The 15,850-nt window shown below is 71.8% G+C and carries 13 protein-coding genes; 9 read left to right on the top strand and 4 right to left on the bottom strand.

What is annotated here, in order from left to right; genetic code table 11:
* Positions 1–52 precede the first annotated feature (52 nt).
* The 4 genes from B079_RS0114515 to B079_RS0114500 all read left to right on the top strand — a co-directional run bounded on the left by B079_RS0114515 (position 53) and on the right by B079_RS0114500 (position 4,788).
* The gene (locus B079_RS0114515; RefSeq protein ID WP_018546544.1) at positions 53–1,477 is read left to right on the top strand and encodes a cytochrome ubiquinol oxidase subunit I; all 1,425 of its coding nucleotides are present in this window, start codon (positions 53–55) and stop codon (positions 1,475–1,477) included.
* Positions 1,478–2,482, top strand: coding sequence for a cytochrome d ubiquinol oxidase subunit II (locus tag B079_RS0114510; RefSeq protein WP_018546543.1), 1,005 nt, complete (start codon positions 1,478–1,480; stop codon positions 2,480–2,482).
* A 159-nt stretch (positions 2,483–2,641) separates the two neighbouring features.
* Positions 2,642–3,775 carry a PASTA domain-containing protein gene (locus tag B079_RS0114505; RefSeq protein WP_026248696.1) on the top strand — a complete coding sequence of 378 codons (1,134 nt, stop codon included), beginning with the start codon at positions 2,642–2,644 and terminating at the stop codon, positions 3,773–3,775.
* A gap of 104 nt (positions 3,776–3,879) precedes the next feature.
* Positions 3,880–4,788, top strand: coding sequence for a hypothetical protein (locus B079_RS0114500; RefSeq protein WP_234016799.1), 909 nt, complete (start codon positions 3,880–3,882; stop codon positions 4,786–4,788).
* A 119-nt stretch (positions 4,789–4,907) separates the two neighbouring features.
* Here the strand turns inward: B079_RS0114500 and B079_RS0114495 are convergent, their stop codons facing one another.
* On the bottom strand, positions 4,908–5,642 hold the full coding sequence (locus tag B079_RS0114495) for a D-Ala-D-Ala carboxypeptidase family metallohydrolase (RefSeq protein ID WP_078495938.1): 735 nt from the start codon (positions 5,640–5,642) through the stop codon (positions 4,908–4,910).
* Between the two features lie 324 nt (positions 5,643–5,966).
* Between B079_RS0114495 and B079_RS0114490 the strand changes: the two genes are divergently transcribed.
* The gene (locus B079_RS0114490; RefSeq protein ID WP_018546540.1) at positions 5,967–7,151 is read left to right on the top strand and encodes a hypothetical protein; all 1,185 of its coding nucleotides are present in this window, start codon (positions 5,967–5,969) and stop codon (positions 7,149–7,151) included.
* Between the two features lie 5 nt (positions 7,152–7,156).
* Here the strand turns inward: B079_RS0114490 and B079_RS0114485 are convergent, their stop codons facing one another.
* Together B079_RS0114485 and B079_RS0114480 are read right to left on the bottom strand one after the other, a co-directional pair.
* Positions 7,157–10,513 carry a CHAT domain-containing protein gene (locus B079_RS0114485; RefSeq protein ID WP_018546539.1) on the bottom strand — a complete coding sequence of 1,119 codons (3,357 nt, stop codon included), beginning with the start codon at positions 10,511–10,513 and terminating at the stop codon, positions 7,157–7,159.
* 76 nt (positions 10,514–10,589) lie between these two features.
* A complete protein-coding gene (locus B079_RS0114480; RefSeq protein WP_018546538.1) occupies positions 10,590–11,066 on the bottom strand; it encodes a hypothetical protein in 477 nt (158 codons plus the stop codon).
* A gap of 190 nt (positions 11,067–11,256) precedes the next feature.
* Here B079_RS0114480 and B079_RS0114475 point away from each other — a divergent pair, with 190 nt between their 5' ends.
* The 4 genes from B079_RS0114475 to B079_RS0114460 all read left to right on the top strand — a co-directional run bounded on the left by B079_RS0114475 (position 11,257) and on the right by B079_RS0114460 (position 15,273).
* Positions 11,257–12,798 (top strand): FG-GAP repeat domain-containing protein, encoded by a 1,542-nt coding sequence (locus tag B079_RS0114475; protein ID WP_018546537.1) that lies wholly within the window; start codon positions 11,257–11,259, stop codon positions 12,796–12,798.
* A gap of 258 nt (positions 12,799–13,056) precedes the next feature.
* On the top strand, positions 13,057–13,977 hold the full coding sequence (locus tag B079_RS0114470) for a hypothetical protein (protein ID WP_018546536.1): 921 nt from the start codon (positions 13,057–13,059) through the stop codon (positions 13,975–13,977).
* Positions 13,978–14,127: 150 nt separating this feature from the next.
* Positions 14,128–14,751 (top strand): hypothetical protein, encoded by a 624-nt coding sequence (locus B079_RS0114465; RefSeq protein WP_018546535.1) that lies wholly within the window; start codon positions 14,128–14,130, stop codon positions 14,749–14,751.
* Positions 14,752–15,273 (top strand): hypothetical protein, encoded by a 522-nt coding sequence (locus tag B079_RS0114460; protein WP_018546534.1) that lies wholly within the window; start codon positions 14,752–14,754, stop codon positions 15,271–15,273.
* Positions 15,274–15,335: 62 nt separating this feature from the next.
* Here the strand turns inward: B079_RS0114460 and B079_RS32070 are convergent, their stop codons facing one another.
* Positions 15,336–15,761 (bottom strand): hypothetical protein, encoded by a 426-nt coding sequence (locus tag B079_RS32070; protein WP_018546533.1) that lies wholly within the window; start codon positions 15,759–15,761, stop codon positions 15,336–15,338.
* Positions 15,762–15,850: the final 89 nt, after the last annotated feature.

Genomic DNA, 15,850 nt, shown 5'->3' with positions numbered 1-15,850 from the left:
CCGAAGTCCCACGGTGGCCGCAGTCCCTCCCGCGCACGAGGAGGAACCGTCCATGTTCACGGTCGACCCGGCCGGACTCACCGCGCTCCTGGCCGCCGCTGACCCGGATCAGCTGCTGCGCGCCCGGGAACAGATGGCCTTCACCCTGGGCTTCCACATCATCCTGGTGCCCTTCGGCGTGGCGCTGACCTCCCTCATGCTGATCGCCAACCACCGGGGACTGCGCAAGGGCGACGAGGCGGCCCTGCTCCTCGCCCGGCGCTGGTCGAAGGTCGCCGCCGTGCTCTTCGCGGTCGGCGCCATCACCGGCACCGTCCTCTCCTTCGAACTGGGCATCCTCTGGCCCGGGCTGATGAAGAACTACGGCGCCGCCTTCGGGTTCCCGTTCGCCATCGAAGGGCTCTTCTTCTTCCTGGAGGCCATCTTCGTCGCCATCTACATCTACGGCTGGGACCGGATGCGCCCCTGGGCCCACTTCTGGGCGGGTGTGCCCGTGGCGCTGGCCAGCGTCGGCGGAGCGGCGGCCGTCATCGCCGCCAACAGCTGGATGAACCAGCCCAGCGGCATCACCCTGCGCGACGGCAAGGTGGTCGATGTACGCCCGGCGGAGGTCTTCTTCAACGGCGCCTTCTGGTGGCAGTTCTGGCACATGCTGCTCGCCGCCTACATCGTCGCCGGATTCGTCGTGGCGAGCGTCTACACGGTCGGGATGCTCCGGGGACGGCGCGGTCACTACCAGCGGCTGGGCTTCCTGATCAGCTTCGTCACCGCTGCCGCCGCGCTGCCCGTGCAGATCTTCGTCGGCGACACCATCGCGCGCGAGGTCTTCGACGACGAGCCCGCCAAGTTTGCCGCCATCGAACTGCTCCCCACCACCGGCAGTCACGTCCCGGAGACCCTGGGCGGCTTCCTGATCGACGGCGAGGTGCGCTACGGCATCTCGGTGCCGAGCGTGGCCTCCGTCCTCGCCGGGTTCAAGCCGTCGACCACCATCAAGGGACTCGACGCCGTACCCGTGGCCGTACGGCCCACCACCGAGCAAGTCAACATCGTGCACTGGGCGTTCGACATCATGGTCGGCACCTCCATGGTCATGCTGGCCGTCGCCGCCTGGTTCGTGTGGCTGTGGTGGAAGCGCCGCCACACCCTGGAGACCGACCGCTGGTTCCTGCGCGCGGCCTCCGTCTGCGGGGTGCTGTCCATCCTCAGCATGGAGAGCGGCTGGGTGGTCACCGAGGTCGGCCGCCAGCCCTGGATCGTCGTCGGCCTGCTGCGCACCCGGGACGCGGTGGCCACCCAGGGCAACCTGTGGATCACCTTCGGGGTCGTGGTCGCCCTCTACACCGCCGTGGGGGCCGCGGCCATCTGGGTCCTGCTCTCCATGAAGAGACGGTGGCGGAAACAGGGCGACGGCACGGTCGACGTGCCGTACGGGCCGGACGCCCCGCGCGAGCGCTCCGAGGGGAAGGTGTCGTAAATGGCCGACGTGGTCGCGGTGTTCCTCTTCATCGGCGTCATCGCCTACGCGGTGCTCGGCGGCGCCGACTTCGGGGCGGGCCTCTGGGATCTGATCGCGGGCGGCGCCCGGCGCGGCCGAGCGCCCCGCCACCTCATCGACTCCTCGCTCGCCCCCGTGTGGGAGGCCAACCACACCTGGCTCATCTACTGCCTGGTCGTCCTCTGGAGCGGCTTCCCCACCGCCTTCTCCGCCATGACGACCACGCTGTACATCCCGCTGCTCCTCGCCCTGCTCGGCATCGTCCTGCGCGGCGCCGGGTTCGCCTTCCGCAAGGCGACCATCAGCACACCCGAACAACGCCTGTACGGCGCCGCGTTCGCGCTGTCCTCCGTTCTCACGCCGTACTGCTTCGGCGCCATCGCGGGCGGGCTGGCCTCCGGCCGCGTCCCGACGGCGGGCAACGGTGACGCCGTCAGCAGCTGGGTCAACCCCACCAGCGTCCTGGGCGGCGTCCTCGCGGTCCTGGCCTGCGGCTACCTCGCCGCCACCTACCTCACGGTGGAAGCCCTGCGCCGCGCCCCCACGCTCTACCGGTACTTCCGTGACCGCGCCCTCGCCGCCGGAGCGGTGACCGGCGCGGTCAGCATCGCGGGCATCTTCGTCCTCCAAGCCGACGCGCCCCGTCTCTTCGCCCATCTCACCGGCCGTGCCCTCCCGTTGGTGGTCCTGGCCGCCGTCGGTGGCGTCCTGGGCCTGGCGATGCTGGGCGCCCACAGGACCTTCGGCGTCCGCGCCCTCGCCGCCGGGACCGTCGCCCTGGTCGTCGCGGGCTGGGGCGTCGCCCAGTACCCCTACCTCCTCGGCACCCACCTCACCCTCACCGCATCCGCCGCCCCCGACGCGACGCTCGCGGTGGTCGTGGGCGTGGCGTGCGTGGCGGCGGTCCTGATCGTCCCGTCCCTCCTGCTGCTGTTCCGGCTGAGCGGGCGGGGGAGTGTGGGGGTGGGGGACAGGTCACTGTGAGGGGCCGGTTGTGGTGAGGGGCGCGCGGGACGTGGACGCGAAGGTGCCGTACAAGGGGTGACATGCCGCTGAAGTGGGGCGACTTGGGCGCACCCGCGAAAAGGGCATCCCCCGCGTGAACCGAGCGCCCTCCCATCCCGCCCGACGAGGTAGCCCCACGTGAACCCGTACCCCCCTTCCCCACGCCCCTGGTGGAAGACCACCCCCGTCGGCCTCGGCCTTCTGGCAGCGGTCGCCCTCATCGGCGCGTTCAGCTTCCCGCTGAGCTTCCTCGCGCTGATCGCCGCCGTCGCCCTGCTCTGGTTCCTCCCGCCCTGGCGCTGGTTCGCCAGACTCGGGGCGAGCGTAGGGGCGTTCGTCCTCCTGGCGATCGGCGCGGGCGTGGGTGGCCAACTCGACGACCCCGCACGGACGGACGCCAAACCGGCCTCGGTACGGACCCATGCGCCGAGCACCGAGCCGTCCCGGAAACCCAAGAACGAGCCCACCCCGCCGCCGAGTTACCGGGGCAAGCCGCTCGACCAGGCGGAGACCGCGGCTCGCGACGCGGGCTACACCACCGACCACCACGATGCCTCCGTCGACCACCGCGCGATCGTCGTGCGATCGGGCTGGCAGGTCTGCTTCCGAACTTCCCTCGGCGGTCCCAGGGCGATCACCTTCGCCGCCGTCAAGTCCGGGGAGCCGTGCCCGGACAAGGACGGCGCGAAGATCCCGTGGCCGGTGATGCCGGACCTGTCGGGTCGTACGTGGCGGGCTGCTGTGGGGGAGTTGAGGGACTTTGAGGTATCCGAGTCCGCGATCCGGGTCGAGTCGCACTACATGAACGATGCGCTGCCCGAGGGAGATCACGATTCGTGGCGCGTGTGTGACCAGAACCCGGCCAAGGGCGATGACATCACCGCCGAGGTGACACTCGGGCTGGCCTCGCCGGAGGTCGGGTGCGCGACGGAGGGCTCGTACCTGGGGGACAAGGACGATGACGGGGTTCCGGATTACCGGGATCACGCGGATGACCGGGTGCGGAGTACGCCGACTGGGGGCAGCGGAACCGGGGGAGAGGGCGGAACGTCGGGAGGCTCCACTATCGGCGTCGGGAGTTCGTCCACGAGTGGCGGCGCCTCCTCGGCCTCCGGCGGCGGCTCATCCTCCACCGGAGGCGGCGGTGGCGGCCCGGTCGTCCACCCCGGGTCCTTCTGTTCCCCCGCAGGCGCGCGAGGCGTAACCCAAGCAGGCACCGCCATGGTCTGCGGCCCCGCCTCCGACGGCCGCAACCGCTGGCACTCGGGCTGACGGAGCCCGGAGGACGCGGAGCGCGGGTCGTCCGATATTCCGTTGCTCCCTGGTCCGCCCGTTGATGGGATGCGGGGGCGACGGTGGGAGGGGACAGCTTGGCGGTGTTCGGGTGTGCGGGCTGTGGCGCGGTGCTGACGGCGGCGGTGTCGGAGGTGGCGCTGCCGGTCCATCTGGCCGACACCCACTGGGAGACGCTGCATCCGCCCCTGCTGGAGGGCGGCACCTATGCCGTCGCCCCCGCACTGTCGGACGCCGTCCTCCTCGCCCCCGGCGACACGCGCGGTACCCGGCTGATCCTGGAGCGGGCCGCGGGCTACTGCAGGGGGATCGACGGGCGGGACGGCCCGAACCTCGCCTGCCTGGACTGCGATCTGCCGGTCGGAACGCGGCTGGACGAGTGCGGCTGCTGGCAGGTCGTCCAGCTCGTCCCCGAGGCGGTGGTGCGGTTGCCCGGCCCACCGGAGCGGCCGGTCATGGACTGGCCGGAGCTGTTGGCCACCGACGCGCTGTGGCACCGGCTGAGCACGTTCCGGGACATCCCGGCGGGCGTGGCCCTCGCCCATGTGGTGGTGGCCGCCGACGGCGCACCCATCGAGGCGGCACCCGGCCCGGTCGCCGACCTTCTCGGCCGGGCCCTCGGCAAGCTGCTGCCCACCGGAAAGGCCGCCGCGAAGCGGCTGGAGCTCGCGGGACCGGGACACGGCGAGCCGCCCGCCGACCTGGTACTCGTCCCGATCCATCCCCAGACCGGCGCCGTCTGGCAGCCGCACTCCGGTGCGGTGCCGGTCCCCATGGACGCCGCACTCTGGGCCGAACTCGCCTTCCCACCCCACCGAACCCGGCTACCGGCGGTCGGCGGCCTACCGTCCGGCACGGAGCGGGACGACCCCTTGCCGCCCCACCCGTCCTATCCGTTCCAGCCGTCCCCGTACGCGTTCCGGAACACGCTCGCCCGCATGCCCACCGCCGGAGAACCGTGGCTGCGGGCGCTCTACGACCGGGCGTGCTGACGGTTCGGCGGCGGACGCTCAACTCCGGTGATCGGCGCTTCAGTTCACCCGCTGAGGGACAGCACGCCCGCCTCGCCGACCAGGGGCGGACGCGCTGTCTCACGTGGCCGTACGCCCCCTCAGATCCCGCAGGACGACGCCGACCAGAAGCGTGAGCTCTGGCTGCCGAGGTGGGCGTGGTCGTTGTGGTCCGGGTAGCCGGGGCCGAGGATCTCGTTGAAGCCGTGGTTGCGGGCTTGCTTGGCGATCTCGCAGAAGGACGGCGACCCGGTGAGGTCGATGGCGCGCCCGTACAGATGGTTGCTGCCCGACGCACCCCCGGCCGCGCTGTTGCAGGACTTGGAGCGGAAGCCGCTGCTCGTGGTGAGCGGGCGGTCGCCGAGGGCGTGCCGCAGCGCCTCCAGCTTCCACATCTGCTGCAGCGCGTTGGATTTCGCGGTGGCGGCGGACACCGCACCGCCGGACCAGTCCGAGTTGCAGCGGTTCATCTCGGCGTAGGTGAAGTGGACGGGGGTGCAGTCGTCGTCCTGGAGCGCGTACAGCTTGGTGTACGTCTGTGACCCGGCGACCCCGTCCGCCGAGAGCCCGTACGCCTGCTGGAACCGCGTGACCGCGGCCTTGGTCGCCGGGCCGAACTCCCCGTCGATCGCGAGGACCGAGCCGTAGCCCGGGTACCCCGCGACCCGGATCTGCAACTGCCGTACGTCCTCGCCGCTGCTTCCCTGACTGAGCGTCCGATTCCACGTGTAACAGCCGTCGGCGTGCGCGGTCCCGGCGGTCACCACTCCACCGAGCACCGTCAATGATGCGAGCATGACAAACGCGAGCAAGCTCCGGACATGACGTCTCAACATCGCGCCTCCTGAAGGAAGGTGAAGGACTAACGACGGTGCCGGACGATTGCTACGCGCGTCAACGGGGCGGGCGGGAGTGGGGTGCGTGCCGGTGCGCGGGCAGCCGAGAAGCGTCGCTCCCGGTCCGGATGTGTGCGGCTGCTGACAAGAAACGGCCCCTTGTTGGTCGTTGAGGTCGCTTTTGTGGTGAAGGGGCGGTCTCCGGCGCCAAGTCCTTGTAGGCCGAACCGGATCTGGCCAGACTCGTCCTGGAACTTCTTCTGGTCGGGGGACGTGATGAGGCGTTCGGCGGACGGCGGTCGGGCAGGGAGCGGGCCGGGGCAGGTGGCGAAGGGTGCCGGTCGTGCCGCGCCCGCGCCTTCGCTGGCGGAGGTCGTCGGGGCTTCCGGCGGCCTGCCGGAGGACGCGGTGCTGTGGGTCGCGGCCGGGCTGGCCGGGGCACTGGCCGTGCTGCACCGGACCGGGCGGGCCCACGGGGCGGTGCGGCCCGGGAACGTGCTGCTGACGCACGGCGGACCACGGCTCGCCGGTGACGCGCCCGGGCGGGACACGTCTGGGCGGGACGGCGGGGCGCCCGTGCCCGCGGCCGACATGGTCGCGCTGGGGATGCTGCTCGTCGCCGCGTACACCGGTGTCAGAGACCGGCGGCCCGATCTCGACCAGTTGCCGGTGCGGCTGCGGCAGGTCGTCGCCGTATGCCTGGCTGAGCATCCCGAGGAGCGGGCGACTCCTGCCCAACTGCTGGTCCTGATCAGGGCGATGGCGCCTGAGGAGCCCGTCTGGACGGTCGAGGTCGACGACCTGATCAAACCCGCTGCAACCACCCCGCCATCGGACACCTCGCCATCCGACACCCCGCCACCCGGCACCCCGGTCGAGGCGCCGCCGCGCCCCAAGGCGCACGGTCTGTCCGGAGCCCGGCTCGCCCTCGCGATCGTGGCCGCCGTCCTCGTCGGCGTGGTGATCACGGCGCTGCTTCTCCTGGTGCCGGGCCGCGACGGTGACACCCGCACCGCCGACAGCCCGGCGACGAGCCGACCGACCCGGCTCCAGCCGACCGAGGACGACACTCCGCAGCAGCGGACGCCTCCGCAGCAGGAACCGACCGAGGAGCCGACCCCCTCCACGGACCCCGCCACCCCCACCAGCCAGCCACCGCCCGCCCCGCAGCGGACCCGGCAGACCGGGACGATCATCGACTGCTGGGGCGACCCCTTGGCCGAGCCCGACTCACTCCTGCTCTACTGCGGGGACGCCGGGGCCACGCTGTACGACCTGGTCTGGACAGACTGGGGCAGCGCCACGGCCACCGCGCGGGGCAACGTCTCGGAGAAGGTCTGCCAACCGAGCTGTGCCGAGGGTTCGCGGGCCACTTCGACCGCCACGGTCATCGTCTCCGGCCTTGCCGATGGCCGTTACACCCTCATGGAAGTCAGGGCCCCGCAGTCGTCCATCTATCCCGACACCTTCTTCACGCTCGGGCGATCCGGTCCGACCTACCAGGGCTGACCCGCTCACACCCCCCACGCTGTGAACGCCGCCCAGTGCACGGGGGAGGCGAAAGGCCGTTCGCGGGTGTCGCGCCCCGGCCGGGCATGACGTGCGGCCAGGTCCGCGAGATGAGGGTGGGCGTCGGCGTACCGCGCGAGGCCGGACCAGGTCAGCCGCCGCAGCCAGGTCCGCGCCGAGCGCAGCGCGGACACCGGAGGCGCACCGTGCGCACCGCCGACGGGCGCGAGCAGTTCGTACAGGCGGGTCAACAGCAGTGCCGTCGCCAGGTCGTTCACCTGCCACAGACTGGTGATCACACAGGCGGCCCCCGCCTGGAGGAAGCCGCCCGGCAGCCCGGTGAACTCGTCGGGCGCGTCGACGACCTCGTACCGCCCCGATTGGCAGGCCCCCGCCACCACCAGCCGGCAGCGCGGGAGCCGGTGCCGTACGAGCGCGTCCAGATCCAGGATGCCGTCCGCGAGCGACAAGGTGCCGCCCCGCCCGGCGAGTTCGGCGCTCCCATGGCAGCTCAGATGCAGATACGACGCCTCCGCGAGATGCCCGAGCAGCCACTCGACCGTGGCATCGTCCCCCACGGCGGACACCGTCTCCCCGGTCGCCTCGAACAGCTCCCGGATCTCGGCCAGTTCACCGCGCGCACCCGGCAGCGAGCCGTCGGGGTCGGCGACGGCGACCAGTTGGGGCACGGGTAACGGCGGCCGGTCGGCGGCGACCCGGGAGGCGGCGTACACCCCGGCCGAGGGGGCGAGCGTCAACGTCCCCAGATCATCGAGCAGTTCACCACCGTCCCCCACCGGTACGGCCTGCAACGGCACCTGCCCCAGCAGCCCGGTCGGTACGACGACCACCTCGTGCCCCGGGTCCGCCGCCAGCAGCCCGGCGAGAGGCCGCAGCAAGGGGGCGAGGGCACTCAATCGGTCCACCGCGCGCGGCAGTTCACGTCGTCGCGTGAGCGCACCGGCCTGCTGGACCACGAGCAGTCCCGCTTCCGATGTTTCCGGGTCCAGTGTCAGGAGGCGGACGATCGAGGAGCTGGTCACCTCGGGGACGAACTCGGCGCGCACCCCGGCCCGGGTGTCCCGGGGCACCACGAGGACACAGCTGCCCCAGACCGAATTCACCAGATAGGCGAGCGGCATCCCGCCCGCCGCCTGGACGACGTCCGCCACCTCGGTCGTCCGCAGAAACCCCTCGAAGCCGGGGATCGCCCGGATCTCCTCGACCACGGTGCGCACACCTCGCTCGGCGGCGGCCCGCGCGTCCCTGGAGGCGACGAGCCCTCCGGCCGCGCCCCCGAATCCACCGTCCGGAGCGGTGAACCCCCTGGTCGGCTCGACATCTGTCCCCTCGGCCGCGGGGCCCGGCTCCTCGACCCCGGCGGCCACCACCCGGTACCGCTCCCGCGCCTCCCGGTAGCGGCGGCCCAGCAGCGGATCGACCGCCTCCAGCGCCGCCAGGTCCACCGTGTCCCGCCCGGTCACCACCGACAGTTCACGGGCGAGCCCCCGCTCGATCGCCTCCACCGCACGCTCCGGGCGCCCCGCACGGGCCAGCAGGAACGCGGCCTGGCGGGCGGTGCCACGGGTCAGCGTGAGCACTCCCCGGCGTCCGGCGGCGGTCACCTGGGCGTCGTAGAGCGCGTGGACGGCGGTCAGCATGCCCGCCGCCACATCGGCCGCGCCGTCCCAGTCCCCGGTCGCGGCCAGCGCGTCGAGCGTTTCCCGGGCGAGGGACAGATGCAGATGCGGAGAGACACGCGGCGGTACGGCGGTCAGCGCCGTGCGCCGCAGCCGCAGTCCCTCGGCGCTCTCCGGACCGTCGAGCAGATCGGCGGCGCGGGCCAGGAGCCAGGTGGCACGGCTGATGTCGAGGAGCCCCGGATGCGCGGTGTCGAAGGCGACGACGGCGGACGCGGCGGCCCGGGCACCGTGCGGGTCGGCGGCAGCGCGGTCGGGGGCGAGCAGCAGGTCGGCCAGGTTGCACCGGAGCTGGGCCCACAGCACGGGGTCGTCCTCCGGACGCAGCCGGCCGAGGGCGTCCCGGTAGCACCGCTCGGCCCGCTCCGGGTCGCCCGGCCCGCCGCGCCGGAAGAGAAGCATCCCGAGGTTGATGAGGGAGTAGGCCCAGTCGACGCGGTCGCGCTCGGGGGAGCGCTCGGCCAGACCGGCCTGGACATGTGCGATGCCGAGGCTCAGATCGTCGGGACCGCCACCCGGGCGCTGACCGAGCAACAGCCCGTAGTTGGTCTGCACCCGGGCCCAGCAGCCGCCGTGGGCGCGGCGATCCACCACGGCGGTGGCGCGGGCGAGCAGATCGCGGGCGGCCTCCCAGTACTCGATGTGATCGCCGTCCTCCCGGAAGTACTGGACGGAGGCGAGATCGGTCGCCGCCTCGGCCCACTGGACGGAGCCCTCCGGCAGCCGGGCGAGGGCGAGTTGGAGCGCGCTCACCGCTTCGGCGGGGTCGGCGGGCCGGGCCGTGTGCAAGGAAGCCGCCAGCAACCCGCCCAGCCGCGCGGCGAGTTCACCCTCCACCTCTATCTCGCCCGTCTGCTCGGCGAGTTCGAGCGCCGCACGCACGAGCGGGACGATCTCCGGGCCGTCCGAGCCCCGAATCCGGTCGCACATCTCGTACAGCCGGGCCCGCAGCCCCTGCCCGAAGTCGGCCAGCGCCGCCGCGTAGCGCTCGAGCGCCGTACTCACGGGCGTACGGCCCCCGCACAGATCCTCCAGCAACCGCTGCCGCAGCCGCAGCGGAGCCTCCAGCGGGGTACCGGCGACCTCGCGCAGCTCCCGCGCCCCGGCGTCGCGCACCAGGGTGTCCCCGGTGAGCCCGGGATGCGCCCGGACCAGTTCCGCGAGCCGGTCCGGCAGGGACACGGTGACGGCGTGCAGCAGGTCCCGGACGCCCGTTCCCGCCGACTCCGCCGCCACGTTGTCCAGGAAGATCCGGTAGTTGTCCACCGTCGGCGCCCCGTACGGTGCCAGCTCCGCGCACGCCGCCTCGGGGTCCGCCAGATCCCGTTCCGTGTCCCGGCCGAGTACGAACGGCAGCAGCCTGCGGGGCAGCACGATCACGTTCCCGCGGAAACTCCCGCTCGCGAAGGCCCCGGCCAGCCGCGCCTCCTCCACCAGCGTGGCCGCGCTCGCGGTGGCATCGCGCTGAAGCTCCGCGACGGACGTGGCGAACAACGACGGTACGAACGCCCCGGACCGCAGCACCAGCACCGGCGCCTCGACAGGTGCCCGGGTGCCGCAGCCGGGGCAGTCGGCCCGGTGCAGCCCGGGCCCGAACCCGTCCGGCCCGTCACGGCTCTCCAGGACATCGGCACGCTCACGGCTGTCGACGATGCGCCACACCGGCGCCTGACACCGCCGACCGCACCGCTCGCAACGCCACGCGTACGGCGCCCTCGTGGAGACCGTCACCGCCGGTCTACCTGCTGTCGGTGAAGTGCGCGAGCAATGCCGTCAGTACCCGTGCGAGCGCCGTGTCCTTCAGGGCCCGCTTGTGCACGGTCACCGTCCACCGCCCCCGAGCGTCCCGCTTGACCAGGACATCGGTCTGCAACAGCGTGACGGCCAGCACTCCCACGGACACGGACACCGGGTCGAGCCGGTCCAACGGCGACCGCGCGTACTCCACGGCCTCACCGACATCGCCGTCCCGGTATCCGGCCCCGTCCAGGGCGGCATACTCCAACGCCGCCCGCGCGACGTCGCCTTCCCCTCCGCCGCCACCCGGTCCGACCCCCGCGGCGCTGAGGGCGTCCGCCAACTCCGCGTCGGGCAGAGCGATGTCCACGGCCGAGGACAGCAACCCCCTGTCCTCCACCAGCACCGTCAACGCCCGCACGGCCTCCTCGTCGGAGAGCGCACGAATCTCGCGTACCCGCTCATCTCGCTGCGACATGACCCAAGTCTGCCCCGCCGCGCGGCGTACGGGGGGTGGATCACGGGGGACTCGTCACCACGGGTGCCGTGAGCGCTCCTCTCGACCAGGAGCACCGTGTGTGATTCTCGTGCCGATTCCCGTGGCGCGTGCAACCAATCCCTCCCCGGTGGGTCTTGTGAACGTAGACCCACGACAGAAGGACTTCGCGATGACGCACATACGACGCCCCGTCGGCCCCGAGCACCGCGTGACCGGCGGCGCGCCCCGTGTCCGGCGCGCCCGCGTCACCGCCCCGCTCGCCGCCGCGCTGCTGGCGGCCACCGGGATGAGCGCCCTGACCCTGACCGCAGCCCCCGCCTACGCGTCGACCGGCCACGCGTCCCAGGTGACGAAGGCGGACGACTTCAACGGCGACGGTTACGCGGACCTCGTGGTGAGCGCGTCGACCGGCACCGTCTCCGACAAGGCGGGCGCCGGATACGTGGCGGTGGTGTACGGCTCGGCCTCCGGCCTCTCGCCCGCGCACAAGTCGGTCATCTCCCGCTCCACCAGCGGCGTACCCGGCGCGGCCGTCGCCAAGGAGGGGTTCGGCGACTCCTTCACCAAGGGCGACCTCGACGGCGACGGTTACAGCGACCTCGTCATCGGCGCGGGCAAGAACGGCTCCGACGCCGTCGTCCTGTGGGGCTCCCCGTCCGGCCTCACCGGCGGCACGTCCCTGGGCAAGTACCGCCGTACGCCGATCGCCGGGGACTTCGACGGCGACGGCAAGACCGACCTCGCCCTCTTCGGCGACCCGGACGCCTTCGGCGACGACCCGGTGGACCAGCCCGCCGCGCTGTGGAAGGGCCCGATCTCCCGTACCGGCAAGCCTGCCGCGACACGTGACTTCATGGACAAGTCGACTTGGTGGGGCTACGGCGACGACGGTGACGACGGCCCCGACGCGTGCGCCGCGAAGGACACCTGCGTCAACGGCCCGCACTCCATCGCCGGACCCGTCGTCGCCCTGGGCACCGGTGACGTCAACGGCGACCACCTCCAGGACGTCGTGATCAGGCTGTACACCGGCGACGGCAGCTGGGCCAACCGCGTGCTCCTGAGCACCCCGACCGGCTTCAAGATCGTCCGCGCGCCCGGCTTCGACGGCGCGGTCGGCGTCGGTGACGTGGACGGCGACGGCTACGACGACGTGGTGTCCGGCTCCGGCGAGGACCGCCCGTACGTCACGATCGGCTTCGGCGCGCCCGACGCGGACCTGACCAAGCGCACCCAGACCTTCGACCAGAGCCTGCCCGGCTTCTATGGCGCGCAGGAGGAGGGCGACGACCTGGGCTCCTGCGTCGCGGTGGCCGACGTGGACGGCGACGGCAAGGCCGAGGTCGCGCTCGGCATCAGCGGCGAGGACTTCAGCGGCCTCACCGATGCCGGGTCCTTCGCCCTGCTGCACGGCACGTCCACCGGCGTCACCGGCACCGGCAGCCAGGTCATGCACCAGAACACCGCGGGCGTCCCCGGCGTCGCCGAGAGCAACGACCGCTTCGGCGACGCCTGCGCCCTCGCCGACACCAACGGCGACGGCCACCGCGACCTCGCCGTCGCCGCCTCCAACGAGAACGCCGCCGCAGGCGCCATCTGGTCCCTCAACGGCACGTCCACGGGCCTGACCACCACCGGCGCGATCGCCTTCGGCCCCACCAAGGTGGGTGCCCCGGCGACCTCGGCACGGTTCGGGCGCGTACTGCGCTGACCGAGCCGCTCCGCTCGTGAGACGCCGGGCGGGCCACCGTACGTTCTTCGGTGGCCCGCTGCGACTCGACCAAGTTCCCCTGATCGCGGATCAGCATGTACAGCAGAACCGGCACCAGTTCACCGATCCGCACCAGATGCGTCCCGGACGGTGGTTTCGAGCACGCGGTCCTCGTGAAGTAGCCGCCAGGCACGGCGCGTTCGCGATGAGTACGCGTACTCATGTGGCCCCCCACCCCAACTGGCAGCATCCGGCGGCATGACGAGTGACGGACGGGCCCTGACGGCCCTGCACCTCTTCCTGGTCTGGGCGTTGACGGCGGCGGCCGTGCCGGTGCTCGGCTTCGTACTGTTCGCGTCGGCGTGGAAGGGCGGAGCCGGGGCGATGGGGCCGGTGCTCGCGCTGGGGGTGCCCCTGACGGTGGTCGCGCTGACCGTCGCGGCGCTACCGGCGCGGACCGTGGTCCCGCTGTGCGAGTCCCCATGGCGGCGACTCGGCTGGGCGGTGGCCGTGTTCGGGCTCGGCACGCTCGGCGTCGTGGCGGGCCTGGTCGCCTACGGCGCGGACGTCGACCTGGGGAGCGCCGGTACCCGGATCGCACTGGTGGGAGTGCCGTACGCCGTCGCCGCCGCGTTCTTCGTGCCGAGCAGGTGGGTCCGCCTGGGCGCGGTGGCCGTCCTGGCGGCCGGGGTGGCGTACGGAAGCCTCATCGGCCCGGCCCACGCCCAACAGCGCCGCCACGAAGCGGACTTCACCCGCTACCGGGAGCACGCGGAACTCCAGTACCTGGGCACCCCACCCCCAGACATGGAACTCTCCCGCGCCGAAATCGGCCCCGCCTACTTCAGCGTCGCCTACCGCCCCGTCCGCCAGGACGAACGCGCCTCCCTGGACCTCGTGGTCCGCCCGCCCCTCACCCCCACCCTCCAATGCCCCGCTGTCCTCCCCAAGGGCACGACCTGCAAAGTGACCGCCCCCGACAACCTGCGCACCCTCACCACCTTCCCCGGCGGCCACACCACCACCCTCACCCGCCGCCACAAGAACGCCGAGATCGAAGTCTCCAGCCAGACCCTGGACGAAGCGGGGCTGCGCAGCTTCCTGGACTCTCTACACCCGCTGTCGGACGAGGAGTTCGAGACCCTGATGCGCGAAAAGGAGATTGATTACAGGCTCTGAGTCAGAACTCCAATTCCGCGTCCGACAGCGGTTCGTCGTGCCTCTCATCGCGCATGCGGGCACGACACGAGCGCGGGGTGCCGTGAGGCGGGACCGGGGTCCGTGGACAACTCGGGTGACTGCGCGGCCGGTTGGCGCTAGCGTGCCGTAGTGATCAGGACCGAGGGAGCAGCACTGGGTGCGGAGGCCGCGCTCCGGTTGGCGGGGACGGGGCTCTACGCGTTCGAACCGGGGCTCACGGATGCCGAGTTCGAGCGGATCGAGCGCGAGTACGGGTTCGAGTTCGCAGCTGATCACCGGGCGTTTCTCGCGGCCGGGCTCCCGGTCAACGTCCCTCCTGAGGAGGGGCAGACGTGGCTCAAGCCCTGGCCCGAGTGGCGGGGCGGCGACTTGGAGAGTTTGCGTCGACAGCTGGACTGGCCGGTCGAGAGCGTTCTGCTCGACGTCGAACACAGCGGGTTCTGGCACGCGAGCTGGGGTGAGCGTCCGGCCTCCAGGGCGGTGGCGCTGGAAAGGGCGCGGCAGCAGCTGGCGGAGGCGCCGGTGTTGGTGCCGGTCTACGCCCACCGCTACCTGCCCGCCGGGCGGGACACCTCCGGACATCCCGTGCTCTCCCTGTGGCAGACCGACGTCATCCACTACGGCCTGGACTTGGTCGACTACACGCACCGGGAGTTCGACGAGACCCGGGGCGAGACCGGCAAGGGCTGGAACCCGCGAGCGACGGTCCCCTTCTGGCGCGACCTGCTCGCACGCTACGAGAAGGACAGCTGAATGCCTCCCGCCCGCATACTCGCCGCTGCGTCGTCGGCCCTGGCGATCCTCGCCCTGTCCGGCTGCGCTTCCTCCTGGGGCTGTACCGACACGACCGCGAAGCGCGGCGCGGCCGGTGTCAGCGTGCAGGTCGTGGACGCGTCCGGGCAGCTTCTCGGTGTCACCGCCAAGGTCGTCGACTGGCGCCTTGAGCCCCACCCGCAGCAACCCGACGCCGGGGACAAGGTCCACTTCCACTACCGTTTCGACGGCGCAGACGAGACCTCCGGCCCCGCTGTCGACGCCTGCGTGGTCGACAAGAAGCGCGTGGCGATGATCTGCACGACGGTCTATTCGTCCGAGGCGTTCGGCCCGAACGGTACAGGCGACGCCTGGCTCACCGTCGACCACCCCGACCAGGTCGCCGCAGTCCTCCTCATCCCCAACGACCAGTCCCACGACGACCGAACCTGCGAACAGGACGTCAAGGACGGCGGCGGCCCGCACCCACCGAAATCACCCAAGAACGGGGACCAGTTGTAAGCAGGGACGCGCCGTGGCTTTTCGGCGTCGCCACACAGTCAGGCATGCAGAGTGCCTGAATCTCACGCCACCACCGAATCCGGTCCATGAAGAGCGTAGAGCTGCTTCACTTGCCTGGCCCAGAAGCCGAACTTCTCATCGGCTGACGCACTCAGGGGCAGAAGCCGGAGATCCTTGGCCAACTGATAGAAGCCAGAACCGGCGTCGTTGGAACCCTCGTAGTTCACCAGGGCCGAGAGCATGACAGGCGGCTCCGAGGGGGCGAGCTCCTGGTCCCGCTCCACGATCAGTCCGAGCAGATGCCCCATCGCGGCCCGTTCGTCGGCACGCTCGAAGTTGAAGGGACGGCAGCCTGTTTGCTCGGCCAGAGCCACATTGAGCTCGGTATACGTGGTGAGCTCGCCCCGCGTCGCTCGCTCGACGAGGAAGCCACGACCGGCATGCACCAGCTCTTCCCATTCACTGTCCGCACGGCCGTATCCAGGCATCCCTGCCCCTCCCGCAGTCGCGATGATCCGTCAGCGGGAACGTACAGTTCCGGCCCAGTGCTCGCAATTGCCCGATTGGCTGAATGGGG

Origin of the sequence: Streptomyces sp. LaPpAH-108 (assembly GCF_000373625.1) — a bacterium.
Taxonomy (GTDB): domain Bacteria; phylum Actinomycetota; class Actinomycetes; order Streptomycetales; family Streptomycetaceae; genus Streptomyces.
This window is presented reverse-complemented; position numbering and strand designations above follow the sequence as displayed.

Bases quoted from the DNA above. Each gene is read 5' to 3' on its own strand.
- B079_RS0114515 (WP_018546544.1), top strand. From the start codon at position 53: ATGTTCACGGTCGACCCGGCCGGACTCACCGCGCTCCTGGCCGCCGCT.
- B079_RS0114510 (WP_018546543.1), top strand. From the start codon at position 1,478: ATGGCCGACGTGGTCGCGGTGTTCCTCTTCATCGGCGTCATCGCCTAC.
- B079_RS0114495 (WP_078495938.1), bottom strand. From the start codon at position 5,642: ATGTTGAGACGTCATGTCCGGAGCTTGCTCGCGTTTGTCATGCTCGCA.
- B079_RS32070 (WP_018546533.1), bottom strand. From the start codon at position 15,761: ATGCCTGGATACGGCCGTGCGGACAGTGAATGGGAAGAGCTGGTGCAT.
- B079_RS0114470 (WP_018546536.1), top strand. From the start codon at position 13,057: ATGACGAGTGACGGACGGGCCCTGACGGCCCTGCACCTCTTCCTGGTC.
- B079_RS0114480 (WP_018546538.1), bottom strand. From the start codon at position 11,066: ATGTCGCAGCGAGATGAGCGGGTACGCGAGATTCGTGCGCTCTCCGAC.
- B079_RS0114475 (WP_018546537.1), top strand. From the start codon at position 11,257: ATGACGCACATACGACGCCCCGTCGGCCCCGAGCACCGCGTGACCGGC.
- B079_RS0114460 (WP_018546534.1), top strand. From the start codon at position 14,752: ATGCCTCCCGCCCGCATACTCGCCGCTGCGTCGTCGGCCCTGGCGATC.